This window comes from Bacillus fungorum, from assembly GCF_002746455.1.
In the GTDB taxonomy this organism is placed as follows: Bacteria; Bacillota; Bacilli; order Bacillales; family Bacillaceae_G; genus Bacillus_A; species Bacillus_A fungorum.
Genome location: NZ_NWUW01000019.1, coordinates 12,596 through 34,546, shown reverse-complemented (window position 1 = coordinate 34,546; position 21,951 = coordinate 12,596). Strand labels below are relative to the sequence as shown.

Here is a 21,951-nt window from a genome sequence, read left to right as displayed (position 1 = left end):
ACATGGACATTATGATGTTACAATCAACACATTTAGGGCGGAACGAACAATGAAGAAAAAAGTTGTGCCTGTTGTTGCATCTGTTTTAGGGGCAAGTCTATTACTAACTGCTTGCGGGGGAAATAAAGATCATGCAAGCGGAGTGAAAGCAAATGATAAAGTAAATGATAAACAGGCAATTAACTTATCATTCGCTTCAGAAATTCCAACAATGGATGTTGCAAAATAATAAGTACCAGTAAAAAGGTATCCAATTGAAGGATACCTTTTTTACTTTATACTTCTTTAACTACAGAGCTTCTTCTTCCCTTTACGATTCCTTTTATAGCTAAAGTAACCACTGCTAGCGATTGTGTAACCAATATAATAACTAATAATGAAATAATATTTTTCTCTAAACTAACTCCTCCAAATATTATTGTATAATAGCCATTCGCTGCATATGTTGCGGGAAATAATTCGCCGATTGTTTGATATGTTTTAGAAAGCATCTCATGTGGTACGATTACTCCTGAACTTACAAGCTGTAGCGATAGTGAAATGATATTAAAAATCATACCTGCATTTCCGAAAACAGTTATGAACATTTGTGTTAATGAAAGAAAGGCGAAGAAAATTATCGCTTGAAATACCCATATACTCCATACTGCTTCATGCATTTCAATTTGAAATCCTCTCATTAAACCAATTGTAATGCATGCAAGTAAAATTGATACTGTACCGTTAATGATTTGTCTTGATACGAAATTACTCCAACCGTTCCTTACTTCCTTTGCAACTTTTGATAGTTCCATACTCATGATCATTGCTCCTACAAATGAAGCTAATACCATCATTAATGGTACCATATTAGCCGAAAATCCTTTTGCATCATTTACTTTATGAACTGTAAAACCAATTGAATTTTCGGTTAAACCTTTTATCACTTCTACATTCTCAGACCCTACAGCTTGTAATTTCCCACCAATCGCTTGTTTCTTATAACTTGTTATCTCTTTATTTACATTGTCTCGAATTTGTTTTGCTGCTCCTTCCATCATTTGCTTTGCCATCATGGCATTCGCTTGATTAATATGGAAGTCTAAACTTGATTTTCCTGCTTCATTTATATCCTTTGAAAAAGAAGCAGGAATTTCAATAATCATATCGTACACATGGTCATTCATTTCTTTATTTGCTTTTTCCATAGACTGTTCTGCTTTCACCTGAAATGGTAAATTTCTCTGCAAACCTTCTGCTATTTTACTACCTATATTTTCATCTTCATTCACAATAGCGATACGCATTTGAGCAGCTCTTTCATTCACTCCATCATATGCCGTTAACCAAACACAAAAGAAAATAATTTGGAATGATAGCGCTACTACCATTCCTATATACGTACCTGGTCTTTTTAAAAACTGTTTTAATGTATCCATCTTCCCGCTCTCCCATTTAGCAAGCAAGTACTTACTTTCATTTTATTTTAAATAAATACTAGGGTCTTAAAGCCCTAGCATATAAAACTATATTATTCTCAATAAATTTCTCATCATCGATTTCCATAAGTCGGTTTTCAAAACGCAATTTAGATAGGAAGTAACCAAAATTTATCCATATAAAATTCATTACTTGCGCTTCAATATTTGTATGAATAATCTTTCCCTGTTCCTGCATTTTAGCAAAATATATGATTAGTTCTTCTTTTAACCCTTTTGGAATTTTGGAGATTTCCTCATCTAATTCAGGAAATTCCCTCGCCTCACGTATACCGATAAAAATAATATCTTTTATGCTACCTAAAAATTTATGATAATGCCTTGCTAAGTTCTTTAAATCCGTTTCTAATTCCCATACAATTTCTGTTTGTAAAAAATGTTTTAAATGCGGTACATACGAAAATTCAGCAACCGCCGCTTCAATAACACCCTTTTTACTTTTAAAATTGCGGAATATCGTTACTTCATTAACACCAGCACGCATTGCAATTTCTTTCGTTGTCGCTGCTGTATATCCCTTTTCTTTCACTAATTCAATTGCTGCTTGGATGATTTTTTCTGCTGTTTTTGAGCGCGCCATAAAATCCTCTCTCTCTCATGCAAGTGATCACTTACATTTAGATTATATACTTTTTCTAATCATTGTCAATAATCCTCTTTCCCTTCTTTTTGTATTGAAACATCCTTTTAAAAGCTCTAGTAAATGCCTCTTGTGAGGAAAAACCGTATTGCACCGCAATATCAATAACTGCTCTCTCAGTCGACACTAAAACCTGCGCAGCATGTGTTAACCTTCTCTTTCGAATATAATTCGTTACACTCATCCCAACATAGCTTTGAAAAATACGATGAAAATGGTACATCGATACGGCACTGTGAGATGCCACTTTTTCTGTTGTAAGCTCCTCATCTAAATGATCTTCTATATATTTAATTGCTTTTTTTATCATCGCTTTATATTCTTCATACATTTTAGTACCTTCTCACAACTTCAATTTACCATATACATACAAATTGTTTTTGATTTAAATTGCGGATTAGCCCCTGTGGCTACAGGATAATAATTTATTTTCAGCACATACATAATTACATGATTTTGGGAAAAACTTGTATAGAACGAATTTACATAAGGAGGAATTTATAATGAGAATTTTACTATCAGTTTTATTAGCTCTTATGCTAGTACCTGCATTAACAGGATGTAAAGCTCCTGCAAAAGAAGACACAACTTCTAATAAAAAGACTACAGAAGAGGCAAAGAATGAAGCTCCTGCTGATTTAAAATTAAACTTCAATGAATTCGATTTAAAGGCAGACTACCAAGATACAAAGAAAGACTACGAAGCAGACTATAAAAATGTAGCAGCTGATAAAAAAATGGAAGCAAAAATTGAAGATCATAAAGCAGATGTAAAATTAACAGGAGACGAGGCTATCACAAAATTAAGCCCACTTCTACAAGAATTAAAATTTGATAAAGATACTCCTGACCAAGAAGTAATCGATCAAGTAGTGAACGTGTTCAAACTTGATAAAGACTACCAAAAATTCGATTTAGAAGTTGTCTTCTCTGATGGAACGAAAAAAGAATATAAAAGAGAAATAAAATAAAGAAGTAGGCGGTTGCCTACTTCTTTATTTTTGCATATCTTAAATCTGGTTTAGATCCAACATAATATTGAAGTCCAGATACCGTTTGTTTTTGTAAATAGGAATCCGACGGGAATATAATTGGAATTAATGGTGAATCTGTAAACATAATATCTTCCGCTTTATGCAATAAGTCAAAACGCTTATCTTCATTTTGTTCAACTTCTGCTTCCTTCACTAAAGCATCAAATTCTTTATTATGCCATTTTGCATAATTGTTTGGACCATCACCTGCATATAAATCTAATTTAGTAATTGGGTCTAATAGAGAACCGCCCCATCCCATATAAGCTAATTGGAAATCACTTTGCTTATATGTGTCGATGTAACTCTTCCACTCTTTATTTTCTAATTTAATATCTACGCCAAGATTTTTCTTAAACATTTCTTGCATTGCTTCTGCTACTTTTTTATGTTGTGTATCTGTAGTGAATTTTAATGTTACTTCAGGTAAAGTAGACCAGCCTTGTTCTTTCATGCCTTCTTCTAATAATTTTTTCGCTTCTGCTGGATCAAATTTAACGTAACCACCTTTTTCTTTGCGGAAATCACGCCCACTTTGTGTTTTTGCTCCTTCTGGAACGAATGCATTTGCTTCTTGTGCATTGTTTTTATACAGTTTTTCAACAATAAACTTACGATCAACTGCTAATGAGAATGCTTTACGTACTTTCGCATTTGTGAACGGCTCTTTTTCTACGTTAAACGAATAAATATAAGATGAAAATCCTGCAACACGTTTATATTCTTTATTTCCTTTTTCTTTCTCAATCATTTCTTGCGGTAAACTACTTAGTAAATCTAATTCTTTTGATTTGTATAATTGGTACGCTGTTTTAGAATCTGGAATAATACGAAACTCAATTTCTTTTAATGTTACCTTTTTATCATAGTATTCTTTATTTTTTTGTACTGTAATAGCCTGATTATGCTTCCATTCTTTTAATGTGAATGGTCCGTTCGTAATTAACTCTTTTGGATCTGTTTTTAATTTATTATTATCATCAATTGATTTTTTAGATAATGGAATGAATAATGAGCTTGCTAATTTTTGTTTAATAGAAGACACTGGGTGCTCAAGTGTTACCTTTAATGTTTGAGGATCAATGACTTGAATGCCAACTTGTCCTTCTTCACCTTTTCCAGTATTGTATGCCTCTGCCCCTTTAATAAAATACATTTCTGTTGCATTCATAGAACCCGTTTTCGGATTTAATAATCGCTTCCATGCAAATTCAAAATCATTTGCTGTAATAGCAGAACCATCTGACCATTTAATATCTTTCTTTAAATGAATTGTATACTCAGTTCCATCAGCATTTACTTCTTCTTTCTCTGCTAATTCATTTTGATATTTCCCATCACTATCTTGCGTATATAAGCTTGAGAATAAATGTCCAATTACATAACCTGAAGTACTATCTGTCGCGATAGCGGAATCAAGTGTATATGGATCGCTACCAATATTCGTTACTAATCGATCTCCTTCTCCCTTACCAGCACTCGCCTTTTGCGTCTCTTTCTTACCGCAAGCGACAGAAGTAATTGCTAAAACAGTCATAATGACAAACAGTAAAAACTTCTTCATCCTACATCCTCCTTTAACCTGAAATTTTTGGTGTTGATGCCAATAGTGTTTTTGTATAAGAATGTTGTGGATTACGGAATACTTCGTCCGTATTTCCAAATTCAACAAGTTCTCCTTTATATAGGACAGCCACTTTTTCACATAAATAGTGAACCATCGGTAAATCATGCGCGATGAATAAATATGTATAACCTTGTTCTTTTTGGATTTTTTGCAGCAGATGTACAATTTGAATTTGCAATGAAACATCTAATGCTGAAATTGGTTCATCAAGAATTAATACTTCTGGCTCACACAATAACGCTCTTGCAATAGCAATTCGTTGACGTTGTCCTCCGCTAAATTCGTGCGGATAGCGATCGATATATCGTCTATCTAATCCCACACGTTCTAGCGCATCACCTGCTACTTTATCCTTTAATCCTTTATCACCTAAACCGAATGAAATATAACCTTCCGTTACGCTATCGCGTACTTTCCAGCGCGGATTTAATGCTGCTGTGGAATCTTGAAAAATAAACTGTACTTTCTGTAAGAAATCACGTTTATGAGCTGCCTTCAACTTGTGAACGACTTGACCGTTATAATCAATTTCACCAGACGTTGGGCTCTCAATCCCAGCTATGAGCTTACCAAGTGTTGTTTTTCCTGAACCACTTTCTCCAATAATGCCCAGCGTTGTTCCTTTCGGGATCGCAAGTGATATGTCTTTTAACGCTGCGATTTCTTTATTTTTACTTCCATACGTTTTCGTTACTTGCTTTACAGTAATTAAATCTGTCGTCATGAGGCATTCACCTTCTCTTTTGGTTTCGCTTCGTCATGCTCTAGAACATGTTGCCAACAATGTGAACTGTGTTCCCCAGAATATGCTGTTCTATCAGGGAAACGATGAATGCATTCTTTTATTGCTACTGGGCATCTATTTACAAATGGGCACCCAAAGCTATTTAACGTCTCAATGGAAGGTGTCGTTCCTTCTATTGCACGCAATACTTTTTCGGAATCATCCATATTGGGAATTGCTTGTAATAAGCTTTTCGTGTATGGATGTTTAGGAGAACCTATCACTTCCTCTATCGTTCCTTTTTCAACAATACGTCCTCCATACATCACAACTACTCGATCCGCTACTTCACGTACAAGTGCTAAATCGTGCGTAATTAATAAAATACTCGTATTTTGCTTTTCCTTTCTTTCCTTTAATAACTCCATAATTTGTTTTTGAATTGTTACATCTAATGCTGTCGTAGGTTCATCTGCAATAACGAGTTTTGGGTGGCAGGCAAATGCGATTGCTAAACAAATACGTTGCCTCATGCCTCCGCTTAATTGATGTGGGTACTGTTCAAAACGTTTCTCTGCTTCATGTATCCCTAAATCATTTAATAAGTTAATTGCAATTTCTTTTGCCTCTTTTTTCGATTTCTTTTCGTGCTGCAAAATCACTTCTGTAATTTGCCTTCCCACCTTCATCGTCGGATTTAAAGATGAAAGTGGGTCTTGAAAGATAAAAGAAATATCCTTCCCACGAATTTGATTCCATTCTGATTCTTGTAGATTCGTTAATTCCTCTGATTCAAAAGATATATTTCCATCATCAATATGAATTGATTCTTGATTTAAGCCGATAATAGATTGTGCTGTAACACTTTTCCCTGAGCCACTTTCTCCTACAAGCGCAACTATTTCACCTTCGCTAATAGAAAAGGAAACATGCTTCACAATTGCTTGTTTACTATTCTCTTTTTCAACGGCTAACGTTACGTTTTCTAAAGATAAGAGCTGTCCCATGTTTTTTCTCCTTTCGATTCTGTTTTACGATTTTTGGATCAATTGCATCTTGTAATCCATCACCAATTGCATTAAATGCGAACATGATGAGTGCAATCATGATTGCGGGGAAGAATAGCTGCCACCATTCCCCACTCAATAATGTCCCAAGTGCATCATTCGTCATCGTCCCCCAGCTCGCTGCCGGTGATTGTACTCCTAGTCCGATAAAGCTTAAAAATGATTCTGAGAAAATAGCTGCTGGAATTGTAAATGATAAATTTACGATAATAATGCCTGTTAAGTTCGGAATTAAATGCCCGTATATAATTTTCATATGTGATGTACCTAATCGCTCCGCTGCAATAACAAACTCTCTTTGTTTTAAAGATAAGACTTGTGCCCTAACGAGACGTGCCATACCAATCCATCCTGTTAATGCAAGGGCGATGATAATAGTAAAAAGACCTGGTTTCATAACAATTAATAGTAAAATAACAATTAATAAATACGGGATACCGTATAACACTTCGATCCCTCGTATAATCCACTCATCCATTAATGTCCCAAGGCGATTGCGCCCTCTCACATATCCACTAAATCCTCCGATTAGCACACCAAGTCCTATATCAAGAGCAGCTGCCACTAATCCAACTGTTAATGAAATTTTTCCGCCAGCCCAAGTACGTGCCCATATATCTCTACCTAAATCATCTGTTCCGAACCAATGCTCACTACTAGGTGGCAAGTTTGTTGCCTCTTTTACTTGTTCACTCGCAGTAAATGGCGTTAAACTTTCACCAATAAGCGAGAAAACAATAATGAGTAATAACGTCACTGATCCTAAAACTGCGATTGGATTCGATACAAACTTACGAAACACTTCTTTCTTTCGGCTAATCTTTTGCTGATCTTTATTTATCGTTAATTCTTTTTTCTCTTCATTTGTTAATAACTGGTCATTAATTTCATAAGCCCCCATCTAAACATCCCCTCCTTACGTAATAGAACGAATACGTGGATCAACAATACGGTGAATAATATCTGTAATAAAAATACATACAATTAAAAGTGCACTATAAAAAATGGTTGTTCCCATAATCACTGGATAATCTCGATTAAAAATACTATCTACAAAATATTTTCCGAGACCAGGAATTGAAAAAATCTTTTCAATAACGAAAGTACCTGTTAAAAGTCCCGCCATTAATGGTCCAACAAATGTAAGTACTGGAACAATCGCATTTCGAAGAGCATGTCTTATAATAATCTTCTTAATCGGTATACCTTTCGCTCTCGCTAATTTAATATAATCACTCTGCAGTATTTCGATCATATTAGAGCGAACAAATCTTGTAATCACTGCGATTGGTCCTAACGCTAATGCAAAGGATGGCAATACCGTATGTTCAAATGTACCCCAAGAGGCTACTGGTAAGAGCTCGAATTGAATAGCGAATACTTGTATAAATAGTGGTGCTAAGATAAAACTCGGAATAGAAATACCGAGGATGGCAAGTAAACTTACACCGTAATCAATTACCTTCCCATGATAAAGAGCAGCAAATGTACCTGCCGCAATTCCGACTAACAATGAAATAACGAGTGCTTGTAAACCAATAATTGCTGATGGACCAAAACCAGTTATTATAATTTCTGATACACCTTGCCCGGTTGATTGAACAGATTCACCAAAATCAAAATGAACTACGCCGTCTAAATAAGCAACATATTGATTCCATAACGGTTCATCAAGGTGATACTTCGCTCTCATGTTTTGGATCACTTCTTCAGGAAAGATTTTTGCATCTGATGAAAATGGATCCCCCGGAATAATATGCATAATTAGAAATGTCACTGTCGTAATAACCCATAGCGTGAACACCATAACTGATAATTTTTTAATTACATACACTCCAATAACCCCCTAAACACATATATTTACTTAGTTTTATGAACGTACTTTTTCCATTACTCCCTCTTCTCTTTTTAGAATACAAAAAGCCTTGATCTTAAAAAATAAGATCAAGGCTTAATAAACAAAGGCCCATCACTTATCTTTCAAGACTTGCTTGCTGGAATTAGCACGGTGTTCCTATTACAGAACCCGCTGCTGAGGTGTCATAGGGCCAGTCCCTCTACCTCTCTGGATAAGTAAATTGCTATATTATTATTTGGTTCAAATTGTATATTTCGAATTATAATTCTGAAAAAACGAAAAGTCAATCAAATTGGATATATTTAGAAAAGTCAGTTTTTAATTCATTTATCTGAATTATAGCTTTCGCTTATAATAAAAAGAAATGATGTTAAAGGAGTTATAAGATGGACCCCTTACTTCTGGCTACTATAGGATTACCATTAACAATCGTCATACTTGTCATCATCGGATTCTACAAACTATTCATTAAAAAGAAAAGCATTACCTCTTTTTACACACCCTTTGATAATATTACCGGACAAACTATTTCCGAATTTCACGAAGAACAGAAAGTATTAGTATCCGAGGATGAAGACGGAGATGGCAAGAAGAAAAAATAACCTTGCACAGGCAAGGTTATTTTTTCGTTTCTGCTTGAAAACGTTTATAGTATGTCGATGCTGTTGCAAAATTAATTTCTATATCACGAATCAACGATGAATCTTCTTCTTTAGCTAACTTCTGTAATTTTTTCATCGCTTGTTCTGATTCATTCAAGAAACCAACATATACCTCATGTTCTTGCTCTTTCGACTTCGGAACACGAATTTCTTTGCGTATATGATCAATATCTTCTAACATGCTTGTCGTTACCTTTTGCACATCTTCTTTATATGTAGCATTCGTTATTTCCTTACCGCCCTTTTCTTTTGACACTTCAAATAACTGCAGTGCTTTATTAATTTCTTTATTCATTTTCAAATCATATTTTTCATGTACTGCACGGTATTCTTTCATCTCTTCTGTTTGTTCTGTAGATTGCTCTACCTTTTCTTTCGGTTCTTTCGTATCTTTATTTCCATTACATCCTGCTAGAAGGATCATACTTCCCATTACAGCAATACCCAAAACCTTCTTCATCTCTTCTTCTCCTTTTATCTACAGCTACTACTCATTATAGTTTCTTTTATCTCCACTTGTTATTATACCGAGAACATCCTACTTTTTACACTTAAGACGACATCGTAATATATATACCAACATGTTTGTCACAGTATCGTCACTTTATACAAATAACTTTTGCACTGCTTTACTACATCACCTTACAAAACTGTATGAGGTATTTCAAAGAAATGAAAAAAAGAACTGATTCACATATTTCCTTTGAATCAGTTCTTTTTTGTTAAGCCTCTAAATTTTGTCTTTGTTGCAGTTCAAACTGCTTCTCGCTTCTTCTAGCCATAAATAAGTAACACAATACAGCACCAATTTCACAAAGAGCTATCACAACACCCATCGGTAATGCTGTATTACTTCCACCAATACCTACTAACGGTGCAACAAATGCTCCTGAAATAAACTGTAATAAACCTAGTAAAGCTGACGCTGTTCCTGCAGCTTGTTTTTGATTTCTCATTGCTAAAGAGAACCCAGTTGTTGAGACAACCCCAACACTTGATACGACAAGGAATAACGAACATAAAACACCAATTAAACCTATTCCTAGTACGATTGTCAGCAGTAAAAATAGGCCACCAACAGCTGCAATAATAATACCAGAGACAAATAATGTCTTCTCATTAACTTTCCCCGCTAAACGACCCGTTACCTGACTAGCAATAATAATACCGATACCGTTAATCGCAAAGAATAAGCTAAATTGCTGTGGTGATGCCCCGTATATATTTTGCAATACAAATGGCGATCCCGAAATGTAAGCAAACATTGCTGCTGTTACTAATCCTTGTGACAATGCATACCCCATAAACAAACGATCTTTCAGGAGTTTTCCATATGTCGCCAATGTCCCTGACAGACCACCTGTTTCTCTTTCTTCAGGAGGTAATGTTTCACGTAATACGAAAGTAGCTGATATTAACATGAATACACTAATTGCTCCGAGAACGATGAAAACACCGCGCCATGTTGTAAACTGTAACAATTGTCCCCCAATAATCGGTGCCAAAATAGGTGCTGCTCCGTTTACTAACATGAGCAGTGAGAAAAACTTCGTCATTTCAGAACCCGAGTACATGTCACGTACCATTGCACGTGATATAACAATCCCAGCCGATCCTGAAGCTCCTTGTAGGAAGCGCAATAACACTAAAGTCCAAATAGATGGCGCAACAGCACAAAGCAAAGAAGAAGCAACATAAATAATAAGAGCAATAATAAGAGGTTTGCGCCTTCCATAAATATCACTAATTGAGCCAACAAATAATTGTCCTACTGATAGCCCAAGCAAACAAGCTGTCAATGTAAGCTGCGCGAGGGATGCGCCTGTTTGTAAATCATCCGTTAACTTTGGTAACGAAGGCAAATACATATCAATAGATAATGGTCCAATCGCCGTAAGTGTCCCTAATACAAGAATCATCCATAACCTGTTCATCTTTACAGGTTTATATATTTCGTGATTAACTTCATTCACTTTTTAAATTCACCCTTTCCTATACATACTAAATCGTAACAATTATAGTTACAACATAAGCATACGTCAAGTATAGTGCATTTTCCTGTTTAATTCTGTAAAAAAAAGCGATAGAATCTCTATCGCTTTACTTGTTCAAATTCCTATTTGTAAATTTAGATACGGAAGACATCGCCTCTCCTGTATCTAAATATGTGATTTGAATTGGATCTCCCACTTCTGTAAACATAGCATATGGGAATTTCTTCACAGGTATCATAAATACTTTTTGTTCATTCTCTAACAGTACGTACACAATTGTATTTTCACCTGATTTTTCTTTATATACACGTTGTACAACGCCTTCTTTTTGTGCTTCTTTCCCACTTGAAGTCGGTCTAAATGAGTCTCCACTTCCACTCAGCGCATTTTTATAATTCTCAAGCGCTTCTTTTTGCGTCGAACCTGTTGCAAATATTTTCGCATTAGAAGCATAGATAACAGTATGGGCACGTACTAATCCTCCGTCATCAATAACAGGTACAATCCAAGAAGGTTTACCATACACGTTATAAATAACCGGCATCGTTCCATGCCATTTCTCTCTCTTAAAGGAATTATCCACGACTTCCGAAGCAGCTGAACCATCCATAATTCCCTTTACTTCTTTTCCGTTATAGTAATACAATTTACCTGTACGCGCATCAATGAGTGAGTAACCTAACGCAGAATCTACTCCTTCTTTCGGAGAGGTGAAATCAGTAAAGTAATATAACGTCCCATCCTTACCGAAGATTGGTGTAACTCCTTCTTTCGTTCCCCACTCAGTCGGGATCTTCATATCAGTTTGCGAAAATTTCGTATTCCAAAATCCGTGAATATATTTACCGAAGTACGTATTTAATGTAGATGCAGTCTCGTGATTTAATACACCATCAACAAATTTAGGCGCCTTTCCTTTATCGTATCTTTTCACTTCACCTGTTTGTGCATCTACTACTACAACGCCCTCTACCTCAAATCCAGATCTTCCTGAAATAAATTCACCATACGTCATTGTATAATACGGTTTACCTTTATCATCGACTTCAAATTTCGGTTTACCTTTAAAGATTAAATTTGGTTCTGCTTGCCTTACCAAACGCTCTAAATTATTTCCGAAAAACATGCTTGGCACGTATTTCATTTTATAACCGAGGTGCAGTTTCGCTTCCGCATCAGGGTTTGTACCTGACATCGTTACGTACCCTGGAATTGTCTCTGCTTTACGTGCTTTAAAAAATCCTGAAACTTCAATCGGTGCTACATATAAAGCTTCGCCATTTACCATTTGCGGAGTTAATTCTCCTAGCTCAAAATAAGCTACTTTTGGAATATCCCCAAATACTTTTTTCATCTTATTCTCCGCTGTCTTTGGCGGCACTGTAAACGGCTGATCATTTTCAGTAAATGGCTCTGAAATTTCTTTCTCTACCTTTACAACAGAATCATATTTCGTTTGCGAGATTACTATATCGTGCAAATAACCAAAATAGCCGTAACTTGCGAGTAAAACAAACATTAGAAGTCCCTTTAACGTGCCTTCTAATTTCCCTATTTGATCTTGCGAAAATAAAACAAGCCCAATTAAAATTGCTACTGCAACAGAATAATGAGTAAGAATTGAATCTGCTCGATCATCAATTAACCAAAAATATTCATAGATTGCAATACCTATCCAAAATAAAACTGGAATAACTAAAATGGATGATTTCTTACCCTTTACAACCCTCTCTTCCCCTTTCTTATCCACTGCTCGAAGTTTACTACCGCTTCTTCTTGTCCATGGAATCAAAAACAAAGTGAGAATAGCTAAAATTAAAAATTTCATCAAAGGCAATGTCCCCTTTTCTTTTGTATTCCCTTTTAGTATAACAAATAAAGGGTATTCAGGTGAAAATAGGAATAGTTATATTTTTTTACTACTTAATACAATTCCGCTCACTACATATAAGATAGATGCTATATAAAAAATTGTACCAATCGTAAAGAAATCTACTAAATATCCTGTTGCAATAATTGCTACTGCTCCTCCAATCGATGTCCACACATGATATTTTCCAATCTCATAACCAGCATTTTCTTGTACAACTTTTCGTGCTAATGACGTCTTCTCCGTATTACGCTGCACAGCCCCTAAAATACCCATTAAGATTTGAAGAATGTATACATGCCATACTTCTGTTGCAATAGGAAAACAAAGCATTAATATTGCCATGGACCAGGCATATATGATTAATAACTTTCTATCACCTACTCTATCAGAGATTCTTCCAACTAATGGATATACTAGAGCTGAAGTTAAGGCAAATAAGCCATATGCCCAGCCAAACTGTGAGAAGCTATTTCCAACATTCCGAAGCAATAGAATGTAAAAAGGAAATACCATACTTCCTGCCATCATAATGATGCTTTGTGAAGCTACAAATCTTCTATATGTCATTTCGTATACTCCCTATAAAATAAATTCACAAATCTCTCTTTTGGATCTGCTTCTTTTTTCTTCTGAAGAAATTCTTCTATACGAGGATATGCTCTCTTTAACTGCTCTTTCGTTGGATAAGAATAATACGGTAAATAATAACTGCCGTTATGCTTTAACGTAACATCAATCATCTTCTGAATAACATCCTCTGTTTTCTTTATCTCATTTTCAGAACGCCCTTGATTAATTAAAAAAACCAGTGCAAACATATCATCTTTCGCATAGGATAAAACTGCATTTTCATTCTTTTCCACGTAACGAATCGTAATATTGAGCAAATTAAACTCTTCCTCATTTAATACGTTACGTAAATCATCTATGTATTCCGTGAAAGAATCTATAGGCACAAAATATTCTTGTAATACCTCTGTCCTATTCGGATTTTCATATTCCATAAAAGCACTATCTGACCTCATAACATTATTTCGTGTCTCATACTTTCCATCTGTACGTTCAAAATAACTTCTTTGTATATCCCAGAACGTATCTTTTCCCCACTCACTATAGCGTGATAATCCAAGTAAAAATTTTGGCGCTGCTATAATAGTTTCTTCTTTTAATTCACTATACTCTTCCCTCATATTTTGATTCTGTGCCAATGTATAATCTGTCACATACATTTCTCTTAAAAATGAATTTGGAGCAACAGAAATACGAGCTAAGTGCATACGAACATTTTCATCTTTTTTCACTTTCTCTTTGAAATAAGACGTGTATTCTTTATAATCTAGCATTTTCGTGTGCGTTTCATATAATTCATCATTTATTAACTTTAAGGTTACATCTAAAATGACACCAAATAACCCGTAACCGCCAATGACATAAGGAAATAAATCTGCATTCTCTTCTCTACTTACATTACGCACCGTACCATCCGCCATTAACAATCTAAACGACTCTACTGTATCAATCAATGCTTCGTGACGAATATCACGACCATGTACATTTACACTTAATGAACCACCAACTGTAAAAATATTTTGCGACTGCATCACCTGAACCGCAAGACCATATGGATTTACTTTCTTCTGAATATCATTCCACGTGGCACCACTTTGAACTGTAATGCGCTTCTTCTCTGGATCAAATTCTAATATTTTATTATACCCTTTCATATCAAGCATCGTACCATGCGGATAATATGTCTGCCCGCCCTGACTATGTTGCATACCAGCAATAGAAATCTTCTCTCCAGAAACATTTGCATCTTGCACTAATTTTATTAACGAGTGCTCATCCGTAGCACTTTCAACACGTTTTATTTTTGTCGGAAGCAATTTACCTACATCACTCATAATAGGATAATCAAGTTGTTTTTTATATGTATGTACAGACGTTGCAAGCAAAACGGTATACGCTACAATGACCACTGCTATCTTTCTTTTTTTCAAATGACACTCTCCTCTTCTACATCTTTTCCTCTTTATATTGTACCTATTTTCCTATAAAGAAAGAATACAAAAAAGAGGGACCTTATTTTAGGCCCCTCCTTATCAAAACTGTTACTTTGCTGCTGGTAATTGTATTGGGTCAAACTTTTCGTACGACGTATATTTTGCGTTCGTAATAATGTGTGCTTTATCCTTGCCATTACTACTCATAATCATGTCTATCTTTGCTGATTCATATTGAAAATCTTTTGTAATGATATATTCTGCATCCACTTCTTCTATCTTCGCATTTTGTGCTTGTAACATTTTCTTCTGCGTTTCATCCATGCTAGTTAACATACTTTCTGTTTCTTGCCCTTTTAATGTAAATTTCAGTTTATATTTACCTCCGCTTTTCTCCATCTTCATTTTATCTAAAACTACTTCCGGTACTTCTAACTTATCTATAATATCTTGAGCCGCTTTCATTCCACCAGCGTTTAATTGCTCCTCTGGTACGGTTATAACTTCTCCTGTATTAGGGTTTTTTACCTCACCAGCAACTTTACCATCCACAGTATACACTACAACATCTGTACCGGAAATATTCATTTCAGAACGAGAATTCTTTGTCTTTGGCTCTAATTGCATCTTAGCCTTTACTATATCCATCTCTGTTCCCTCAGCTTTTACCCCTACACCATATGTCATCGTTACATGTTCTTCATTTTTAAAAGCTTCGTTCGTTTTCTTGAAAACATCCTTCGCCGTTAATTCCTTTTCTTTTTGAACTGATTCTTTTTTCGGCTCATCCGTCTTTGCTGTTTTCTCATTACTACACCCTACCCCTAGACTGATTGCAAGTACTAAACTTGAAACAAAAATAATTTTTTTCATACTGTCGCCCCCTTTCCCAAAATAATATCACCTCTTTTCCTATGAAATCTATATAATTTTTAATCTATACTCGCTATATAGCGACATGTTTAATGAAGATCTTAAATATGATGTAAATAATAACAACTCATTTCAGGAGGTCATTATGAAGGCGATCATTTGCACACAGTATGGACCACCTAACGTTCTTCAGCTTCAAAATATAGAGAAGCCTACACCTAAAAAGAACGAAGTATTAGTTAAAATTCACGCAACAAGTGTATCGACTGGAGATTGTAGAATACGCGGATTTAATAGCCCTCTATTATTTTGGATTCCTATGCGACTTGTATTAGGACTTAGAAAACCGAGAAACCCTATACTTGGCGTAGAATTAGCAGGAGAGATAGAGGATATCGGGACAGATGTAACTCAATTTAAAAAAGGAGATCAAATTTTTGCATTAACAGAACTAAATCTTGGTGGTTATGCCGAATACACATGCGTGCATGAAAGTGGATTAATAACATTAAAACCTACCAATGTAACGTATGAAGAAGCGGCAGTTATTCCTTTTGGTGGAACTTCAGCGTTACATTTTCTGAGAAAGGGCCGGATAAAAAAAGGGCAACAAGTTCTCATATATGGTGCCTCTGGATCAGTAGGAACAGCTGCTGTACAACTTGCTAAATATTTTGGCGCTACCGTTACAGCTGTTTGTAGTAATTCAAATTTTGAACTAGTGCAATCTTTAGGAGCGGATAAAGTAATTGATTATACGAAAGAAGATTTTACTAAGCGGGGGGAATGCTATGATATTATATTTGATGCAGTTGGAAAACAGAAAAAATCCCTTTGTAAACAAGTATTAACGCCTAATGGAAAATATGTATCTGTTAATGGAACGATGGCAAAAGTAAGTAAAGAGGATATGATTCTACTAAAAAAACTAACTGAAACAGAACATTTAAAACCTGTTATTGATAGAACTTACCGATTAGAAGAAATTGCTGAAGCTCATATGTATGTGGAAATAGGGCATAAAAAAGGGAACGTTTCGATTACCTTAAAATAAAATATATAAAGATTAAAAAGAAGGTATCTCACCAGGGTGAGATACCTTCTTTTTATCCCGCATTAACGGGCAGTAAGACCCCCACCTCAAAATTCAGCGGAAGCAAAGAATTTAGGTGGGGATCAACTGCCCATAACAGCCCGATTGGTTCAATTAATAATCAGTGGGGATGAACAAAACCCCCACTGATTAAAGTTTCACTTTATCTTTTAAATCCACCTTCTGAATGAATAACTTGTCCAGTAATCCACTCTGCTTCTTCACTTATTAAAAACTTAATAAGTCTTGCTGCATCCTTCGGCTCACCAATTCTGCCAAAAGGAAACATTGGTTTTAATCCTTGCTTTATCTCTTCATTCATCCATCCTGTGTTAGTTGGCCCTGGATTAATTGCATTCACTGTTATTCCTAAATGGGCCACTTCCGCCGATAACGTACTAGTAAGAGCATCAATAGCTCCCTTCGTTGTTGCATACGCCAATTCTCCTGCCATAGGCCCTTGAAATTGCCCCGAAGTCATATTCACAATTCTACCACCAGATTTCTTATCAAATCCTCGGGCAAATTGACTACTTAACAATGTAGTCGCACGAACATTGACCATGTAGTGCTTATCCAGATCTTCAGCAGTCAAATTAGAGAAATCATTATTCGTAGAATACGCTGCATTATTAATTAATATATGAGGGTAGCCTAGTTGTTCAGTAACTTTATTTATAAGCTCTTTCGGTGCATCATTCTGAGTTAAATCTAACTCCATACTCGATACTTTCACACCGTTTTTTAGCAACGCTTCTTTTAATTGTATTTGTTCACTTTGATCAACGCCCCAAGGCATCTCTTTATCGTAAGCTGTCCAATATGTAAAAAATATATCGTATCCTGCTTCAGCTAATTCTTTACAAATCGCTGCGCCTATACCATCTAAACGACTTACACCTGTAACAACTGCTACTTTATGTTTTAATTGATTCATCATATACTCCTCCAATTTTAAAGGATGCATATTTTATATAAGAGATATAAATTTCCCCACATACGTATCTATCCTTACAAAGGGGATGTACAAGCCAAATATGCAGTCCTTGCATGATTTACAGATAGCTAAATAAACCCTCACTGATGAGAGAAAAATTCATCTATCTAATTTCTAATCATTACAAGTTCATCCACATATTGAGTCCTTGTCTCCTTTCCATATACCTCTATTTCTATCATACCAATATGATGTAATATTTCAAATGATTTAAAAATAAAACTCACTATTCCATTCCAAACTTCTATTAATTTTATTATATTATGATATTAAAATAATATGAATAATCAGAAAAAATACTGGTAAATATTGACTAGCCTTCTTATAATAAAACGTGGGGCTAATGTGAGAGTTTAGTTTTACACAAATAGGGGGAAGAAACATGTCAAAAAAAATACTTTCTTTATTTTCTGCAGTAATCGTAGCAGCTTTTGTAATAACCGGCTGTGGTCAAAGCGATACGACAAATAAAGAACAAAAAGAGAATGCAACAAAAGAAAGCAAAACGGAAAAAACGGATACAACGAAAGAAAGTAAACCTGCTGAAAAAAAATCCGAAGATAAAAAGCCTGAAAATACAGCTACTGGATCAAGTGACTACTCTAAGCTGATTTCCTATATGGAAAAAGAAACCGGTGGGAAAACAAAAGTTCTTTTTAAAAATAAGGAACCTCAAGTCCATAAAGCTGAAGATATTTCAGTATCGATGAACAGTTATACATTAGTTGAATTAAATGGATTCCATACGGACTTTAACATTCCATTTAACCGTCAAACAGAGGGCGGAGTCATTCTTGTGAACTATAGCGTCAAAAATAGTTCAGCTAAAGATATTTATTATATGCCAGCATTGGACATATCGTTTACTGGTGCGCAGAAAGTATATAGTAACTATAAAGACTTAATTCCAAAAGAAGATCAGCTACCAACTAAGCTTGCTCCAACGAATGATTACTTAGTAAAAGCAGGGGAAACCATTTCTGGTTATATCGCGTATCCATTCGGAAAAGATGATCTAACGAAAATTTCAAGTCTCTCAACAGTCTCAGTCACAGTCCCAACTGCACAAGCTAATAAAGGAAAATTCGATGCTCCAATCGGAAGCCCTGGAAGCTTTTCATTAAGTTTAAATAAACAAGGTACTGAAAAGGTTGCAACAGATAAAACTTTCTACCAAGATAAAGCTACAGCTAATAACATGGGCGATAAAAAAATGTTAAAAGAGAAATCAAGTATTAATAACAGCCAAGAATTAGGCGCTGTTAATGTTACATTAGATGGATACCAATTTACTCAATTCACACCAAATTCCGTCGAAGCACCGCGCTTTGCAAATTTCAAAAACGGTATTGTTCTATTAACGGTGAAATTCAAGCTTGATAACAAAGATACTCAAGACGTTTCACTATCTCCTATAAGCTCTACATTGAGAGTGAATGATGGTACACAATATACGATTAATGAAGGTATGCTACTAAATTACGACTATAACGCTTCAGTCAAAACGGGAACATCTGGAGAATTACTACAAGTATTTATTTTAGATCAAGAGCAGTATGAAAAGATTTGGAAAGACAAAAGCTTTGAGATTGAGTTAGGACCTATGAGAAATAAAGAAGCTAAAGATATTTCACAAGGTAAAAAAGCTAAATTTACATTACCTAAATAAATTACTACATATATAATAGAAAAGGCATATAACATATGATTGTTATATGCCTTTTTTATTTGTATCAAGAACAAAACTTTAATTTAAGTGTATACATTCACTATTACCTATTCGTTGTATAAGTGTAGGGAGGAAAACTGATGGGAAAAGAAAATATATTGACCTCCTATCTTATCAATGTAGGGGAGGAAGTGTTCAAACTACTACTAGCGAAAGGAGCTATCAAAGAAGATGCAGAAGACATCATCCAAAATACTTTCTATAAAGTATACACATTGCTAGATAGCTTAACCGAGGATAACATACGTCCATGGTTTTTCAGAGTTGCATTAAATGAATACATTGACTTGAAGAGGAAAAAGGAGCAACAGAACATCTATTTAACTGAAGAGATTTATTCAAAATTACAATATACAGACCGGGAATTGGATACTGTTTTAAATAAAGATGAGATTTTCTATCTATTAAAAGATATAAAACTAGAATGCAAAGAAGCCTTCTTTTTAAAGTATTATTATGATTTTACATACGAAGAAATCGCACTAATACTAGATATTCGAGTAAACAGCGTCAAACAAAAGTTACATCGCGCACGTAAAACCATTCATTCTACAGTAGGGGGAAAACCTTAATGGATACTTCTTTAAAAAATGCATTAAAAAAAGCTAAAAGGAAACAGTTACTTAAAATCATCATTACTTCTATTATCGTTGTCATCATACTTATCCCTATCATTTATAAAGTGGGGAATTACTTCGCAGCGAAAAGTTCTACGAAACTTCACGAACAACTATTTTTACATAATGCAATTGCAGAACCGAATGTACAAATTGATTCTCAAGTAACGAGTAATTCATCTATGTTTGGCGGCAATATTACATCAAATCGTTCCAAAAATATTAATGGTTATATTGTCCCATGGAACAAATTAACAAGCTCCTATGGTTGGATCCGTATCAATATCGATTCCAATGAATTAACGCCTGGTTTTTATTGGTCCAGGTCCAATACAGAGTTTTATGAGTATGATAAACAAACAAAGAATAAATTTGCAACATTTTATAATCCCGCTATTAAGGACTATTTTGATGGTGTCCAAAATGAATTAGGGGAAGTTTCACAAATGAACAACTATGTTGCCGAAGTTGCTATCTCTTTCAATCAGCCCTACACACTACAAGAAATTAAAGAAAAAATTCCAGACAACTTAAACATTGTATGGTTATATATGACCTCACCAATTGGAGATGAAAGCAAAGGACCTTCTGGTATGCCTGTTTACGGATTCAATCCAGATAAGTCTCCTGAAGAAGCATACAAAGAGTTCATTGATTCACTTAACCAATACGATGACGATGGACATGACAAAGATATCCAGAAGTTTTTAAAATCAAACAAGGGCAAACCATTCGATCAAGTGAAAATTTTAGGTGTTATGCTAACAGGAAAAACAGAAAACTTTAAGGTATTAGAAAACCAAGACTTTATTCGCGGTGCTTCTGTAGGGGTTACTGCACAAATTGTTCCTTATATAAAACCAGAGAAATAATAAGGAACGCCCAGATGAACTTAAAGAACACACATAAACCTGTTTACTACGGGAGCTATCCGCTACAATAGATAGCTCCCATCTCTCATTTATTGCTTAATTTTCAAAAATAAACTTCACAATATTTTATGTGCAATTTTATAAATAAAAAATCATAAATTTGTTCACATTATATCCATTGTGAATTTTTTTCACAATGGATATATAATAAACTTGTAAATACAATATTGGAGGGATTTCAATGGTTATCAATTTTTTAAGAACTGATAAACGTGCTACTTTCATATTATTATTTTTACGACTTTACATAGGATATACATGGCTCGCTGCTGGAATAGGCAAAGTTTTCGGACAATCTTTTGATGCAAGTGGTTTTCTAAAGGGTGCTATTGCTCAAGCATCAGGTGACCACCCTGCAGTACAAAGTTGGTGGGCAGATTTTCTTCAACATTTTGTTCTTCCACACGCAGACTTATTTAGCTTTTTAGTTCAATGGGGAGAAATTTTAGTAGGGCTAGGTTTGATTTTAGGCGGATTAACAAAAACAGCTGCATTTTTCGGAATCATAATGAATCTTTCATTTTTATTAAGCGGAACTGTTAGTGTAAACCCAAACCTGCTTATTTTGACTATGTTCATTTTAGTTGCAGGGCAGAAAGCTGGACGTATTGGATTAGATGGTTATGTTTTCCCTAAACTTTTCCGTAAAAATAACCATGAAACTTATAAATTAAGTAAAACTGCGTAGTAACAGTTTACTTTTAAAATATAAATAAGAAAAAAAGCCTGAGTATAGGCTCTTTTTTATTT

Annotated in this window: 21 protein-coding genes, 2 pseudogenes and 1 riboswitch; of the genes and pseudogenes, 8 read left to right on the top strand and 15 right to left on the bottom strand. The window is 34.9% G+C overall.

The annotated features are described in order from the left end of the window. Nucleotides 1–49: 49 nt before the first annotated feature. Nucleotides 50–226 (top strand): annotated as a pseudogene (locus CO726_RS21865) (peptide ABC transporter substrate-binding protein); the annotation flags it as partial. A 49-nt stretch (nt 227–275) separates the two neighbouring features. On the opposite strand, the gene CO726_RS21860 reads toward CO726_RS21865, so the two are convergent. The 3 genes and pseudogenes from CO726_RS21860 to CO726_RS21850 form a co-directional block, all read right to left on the bottom strand. Beyond that, the gene (locus CO726_RS21860; RefSeq protein WP_136699809.1) at nt 276–1,418 is read right to left on the bottom strand and encodes a YhgE/Pip domain-containing protein; all 1,143 of its coding nucleotides are present in this window, start codon (nt 1,416–1,418) and stop codon (nt 276–278) included. 58 nt (nt 1,419–1,476) lie between these two features. Then, nucleotides 1,477–2,058, bottom strand: coding sequence for a TetR/AcrR family transcriptional regulator (locus CO726_RS21855; RefSeq protein ID WP_099685671.1), 582 nt, complete (start codon nt 2,056–2,058; stop codon nt 1,477–1,479). A gap of 73 nt (nt 2,059–2,131) precedes the next feature. After that, nucleotides 2,132–2,449 (bottom strand): annotated as a pseudogene (locus CO726_RS21850) (helix-turn-helix domain-containing protein); the annotation flags it as partial. A 172-nt stretch (nt 2,450–2,621) separates the two neighbouring features. Here CO726_RS21850 and CO726_RS21845 point away from each other — a divergent pair. Next, on the top strand, nt 2,622–3,089 hold the full coding sequence (locus CO726_RS21845) for a YusW family protein (protein ID WP_001221552.1): 468 nt from the start codon (nt 2,622–2,624) through the stop codon (nt 3,087–3,089). Nucleotides 3,090–3,105: 16 nt separating this feature from the next. Here CO726_RS21845 and CO726_RS21840 read toward each other — a convergent pair whose 3' ends face one another. The 5 genes from CO726_RS21840 to CO726_RS21820 are packed head-to-tail and all read right to left on the bottom strand — an operon-like array spanning nt 3,106 to nt 8,404. Continuing rightward, the gene (locus CO726_RS21840; protein ID WP_001975321.1) at nt 3,106–4,716 is read right to left on the bottom strand and encodes a peptide ABC transporter substrate-binding protein; all 1,611 of its coding nucleotides are present in this window, start codon (nt 4,714–4,716) and stop codon (nt 3,106–3,108) included. A 13-nt stretch (nt 4,717–4,729) separates the two neighbouring features. Beyond that, on the bottom strand, nt 4,730–5,503 hold the full coding sequence (locus CO726_RS21835) for an ABC transporter ATP-binding protein (protein WP_000205663.1): 774 nt from the start codon (nt 5,501–5,503) through the stop codon (nt 4,730–4,732). After that, nucleotides 5,500–6,510 carry an ABC transporter ATP-binding protein gene (locus tag CO726_RS21830; protein ID WP_099685669.1) on the bottom strand — a complete coding sequence of 337 codons (1,011 nt, stop codon included), beginning with the start codon at nt 6,508–6,510 and terminating at the stop codon, nt 5,500–5,502. The genes CO726_RS21835 and CO726_RS21830 overlap by 4 nt, the downstream gene beginning before the upstream one ends. Next, a complete protein-coding gene (locus CO726_RS21825; protein ID WP_099685668.1) occupies nt 6,467–7,471 on the bottom strand; it encodes an ABC transporter permease in 1,005 nt (334 codons plus the stop codon). Before CO726_RS21825 ends, CO726_RS21830 begins: the two co-directional genes overlap by 44 nt. Nucleotides 7,472–7,486: 15 nt before the next feature. Beyond that, a complete protein-coding gene (locus tag CO726_RS21820; RefSeq protein WP_099685667.1) occupies nt 7,487–8,404 on the bottom strand; it encodes an ABC transporter permease in 918 nt (305 codons plus the stop codon). A gap of 136 nt (nt 8,405–8,540) precedes the next feature. Beyond that, nucleotides 8,541–8,646: riboswitch (SAM riboswitch) on the bottom strand. Nucleotides 8,647–8,814: 168 nt separating this feature from the next. Here CO726_RS21820 and CO726_RS21815 point away from each other — a divergent pair. After that, nucleotides 8,815–9,030, top strand: a complete 216-nt coding sequence (locus tag CO726_RS21815; RefSeq protein ID WP_000371390.1) for a DUF3951 domain-containing protein — start codon at nt 8,815–8,817, stop codon at nt 9,028–9,030. Between the two features lie 16 nt (nt 9,031–9,046). Here the strand turns inward: CO726_RS21815 and CO726_RS21810 are convergent, their stop codons facing one another. From CO726_RS21810 to CO726_RS21785, 6 genes are all read right to left on the bottom strand, one after another. Beyond that, nucleotides 9,047–9,550, bottom strand: a complete 504-nt coding sequence (locus tag CO726_RS21810; protein WP_098758331.1) for a hypothetical protein — start codon at nt 9,548–9,550, stop codon at nt 9,047–9,049. Nucleotides 9,551–9,812: 262 nt separating this feature from the next. Next, complete coding sequence (locus CO726_RS21805) at nt 9,813–11,024, bottom strand: multidrug effflux MFS transporter (RefSeq protein WP_245916710.1); 1,212 nt, start codon at nt 11,022–11,024, stop codon at nt 9,813–9,815. A 166-nt stretch (nt 11,025–11,190) separates the two neighbouring features. Next, nucleotides 11,191–12,912 carry a DUF3981 domain-containing protein gene (locus CO726_RS21800; protein WP_099685665.1) on the bottom strand — a complete coding sequence of 574 codons (1,722 nt, stop codon included), beginning with the start codon at nt 12,910–12,912 and terminating at the stop codon, nt 11,191–11,193. Nucleotides 12,913–12,990: 78 nt separating this feature from the next. Continuing rightward, nucleotides 12,991–13,524, bottom strand: coding sequence for an MFS transporter (locus CO726_RS21795; protein ID WP_099685664.1), 534 nt, complete (start codon nt 13,522–13,524; stop codon nt 12,991–12,993). Then, nucleotides 13,521–14,957 (bottom strand): FAD-binding oxidoreductase, encoded by a 1,437-nt coding sequence (locus tag CO726_RS21790; protein WP_136699808.1) that lies wholly within the window; start codon nt 14,955–14,957, stop codon nt 13,521–13,523. The genes CO726_RS21795 and CO726_RS21790 overlap by 4 nt, the downstream gene beginning before the upstream one ends. Before the next feature lie 111 nt (nt 14,958–15,068). Further along, nucleotides 15,069–15,833 (bottom strand): hypothetical protein, encoded by a 765-nt coding sequence (locus CO726_RS21785; protein WP_099685663.1) that lies wholly within the window; start codon nt 15,831–15,833, stop codon nt 15,069–15,071. A 145-nt stretch (nt 15,834–15,978) separates the two neighbouring features. Here CO726_RS21785 and CO726_RS21780 point away from each other — a divergent pair, with 145 nt between their 5' ends. Then, nucleotides 15,979–16,887 carry an NAD(P)-dependent alcohol dehydrogenase gene (locus CO726_RS21780; RefSeq protein WP_099685662.1) on the top strand — a complete coding sequence of 303 codons (909 nt, stop codon included), beginning with the start codon at nt 15,979–15,981 and terminating at the stop codon, nt 16,885–16,887. Nucleotides 16,888–17,089: 202 nt separating this feature from the next. On the opposite strand, the gene CO726_RS21775 is transcribed toward CO726_RS21780, so the two are convergent. Continuing rightward, the gene (locus CO726_RS21775) at nt 17,090–17,866 is read right to left on the bottom strand and encodes an SDR family oxidoreductase (protein ID WP_136699807.1); all 777 of its coding nucleotides are present in this window, start codon (nt 17,864–17,866) and stop codon (nt 17,090–17,092) included. 439 nt (nt 17,867–18,305) lie between these two features. On the opposite strand from CO726_RS21775, the gene CO726_RS21770 reads away from it, so the two are divergent. From CO726_RS21770 to CO726_RS21755, 4 genes are all read left to right on the top strand, one after another. Continuing rightward, nucleotides 18,306–19,592, top strand: a complete 1,287-nt coding sequence (locus CO726_RS21770) for a DUF5068 domain-containing protein (RefSeq protein ID WP_099685661.1) — start codon at nt 18,306–18,308, stop codon at nt 19,590–19,592. Nucleotides 19,593–19,732: 140 nt separating this feature from the next. Continuing rightward, the gene (locus CO726_RS21765) at nt 19,733–20,224 is read left to right on the top strand and encodes an RNA polymerase sigma factor (RefSeq protein WP_099685660.1); all 492 of its coding nucleotides are present in this window, start codon (nt 19,733–19,735) and stop codon (nt 20,222–20,224) included. Further along, entirely contained in the window at nt 20,224–21,141 is a 918-nt protein-coding gene (locus tag CO726_RS21760) for a sigma factor regulator N-terminal domain-containing protein (RefSeq protein WP_099685659.1), read from the top strand. Before CO726_RS21765 ends, CO726_RS21760 begins: the two co-directional genes overlap by 1 nt. Before the next feature lie 241 nt (nt 21,142–21,382). After that, complete coding sequence (locus CO726_RS21755; protein WP_099685658.1) at nt 21,383–21,889, top strand: DoxX family membrane protein; 507 nt, start codon at nt 21,383–21,385, stop codon at nt 21,887–21,889. Nucleotides 21,890–21,951: the final 62 nt, after the last annotated feature.

Coding starts and splice junctions, on each gene's coding strand:
- CO726_RS21765 (WP_099685660.1), top strand. CDS start 19,733: ATGGGAAAAGAAAATATATTGACCTCCTATCTTATCAATGTAGGGGAG.
- CO726_RS21830 (WP_099685669.1), bottom strand. CDS start 6,510: ATGGGACAGCTCTTATCTTTAGAAAACGTAACGTTAGCCGTTGAAAAA.
- CO726_RS21835 (WP_000205663.1), bottom strand. CDS start 5,503: ATGACGACAGATTTAATTACTGTAAAGCAAGTAACGAAAACGTATGGA.
- CO726_RS21860 (WP_136699809.1), bottom strand. CDS start 1,418: ATGGATACATTAAAACAGTTTTTAAAAAGACCAGGTACGTATATAGGA.
- CO726_RS21810 (WP_098758331.1), bottom strand. CDS start 9,550: ATGAAGAAGGTTTTGGGTATTGCTGTAATGGGAAGTATGATCCTTCTA.
- CO726_RS21825 (WP_099685668.1), bottom strand. CDS start 7,471: ATGGGGGCTTATGAAATTAATGACCAGTTATTAACAAATGAAGAGAAA.
- CO726_RS21780 (WP_099685662.1), top strand. CDS start 15,979: ATGAAGGCGATCATTTGCACACAGTATGGACCACCTAACGTTCTTCAG.
- CO726_RS21755 (WP_099685658.1), top strand. CDS start 21,383: ATGGTTATCAATTTTTTAAGAACTGATAAACGTGCTACTTTCATATTA.
- CO726_RS21785 (WP_099685663.1), bottom strand. CDS start 15,833: ATGAAAAAAATTATTTTTGTTTCAAGTTTAGTACTTGCAATCAGTCTA.
- CO726_RS21840 (WP_001975321.1), bottom strand. CDS start 4,716: ATGAAGAAGTTTTTACTGTTTGTCATTATGACTGTTTTAGCAATTACT.
- CO726_RS21815 (WP_000371390.1), top strand. CDS start 8,815: ATGGACCCCTTACTTCTGGCTACTATAGGATTACCATTAACAATCGTC.
- CO726_RS21855 (WP_099685671.1), bottom strand. CDS start 2,058: ATGGCGCGCTCAAAAACAGCAGAAAAAATCATCCAAGCAGCAATTGAA.
- CO726_RS21805 (WP_245916710.1), bottom strand. CDS start 11,024: ATGAACAGGTTATGGATGATTCTTGTATTAGGGACACTTACGGCGATT.
- CO726_RS21775 (WP_136699807.1), bottom strand. CDS start 17,866: ATGATGAATCAATTAAAACATAAAGTAGCAGTTGTTACAGGTGTAAGT.
- CO726_RS21770 (WP_099685661.1), top strand. CDS start 18,306: ATGTCAAAAAAAATACTTTCTTTATTTTCTGCAGTAATCGTAGCAGCT.
- CO726_RS21795 (WP_099685664.1), bottom strand. CDS start 13,524: ATGACATATAGAAGATTTGTAGCTTCACAAAGCATCATTATGATGGCA.
- CO726_RS21845 (WP_001221552.1), top strand. CDS start 2,622: ATGAGAATTTTACTATCAGTTTTATTAGCTCTTATGCTAGTACCTGCA.
- CO726_RS21760 (WP_099685659.1), top strand. CDS start 20,224: ATGGATACTTCTTTAAAAAATGCATTAAAAAAAGCTAAAAGGAAACAG.
- CO726_RS21800 (WP_099685665.1), bottom strand. CDS start 12,912: ATGAAATTTTTAATTTTAGCTATTCTCACTTTGTTTTTGATTCCATGG.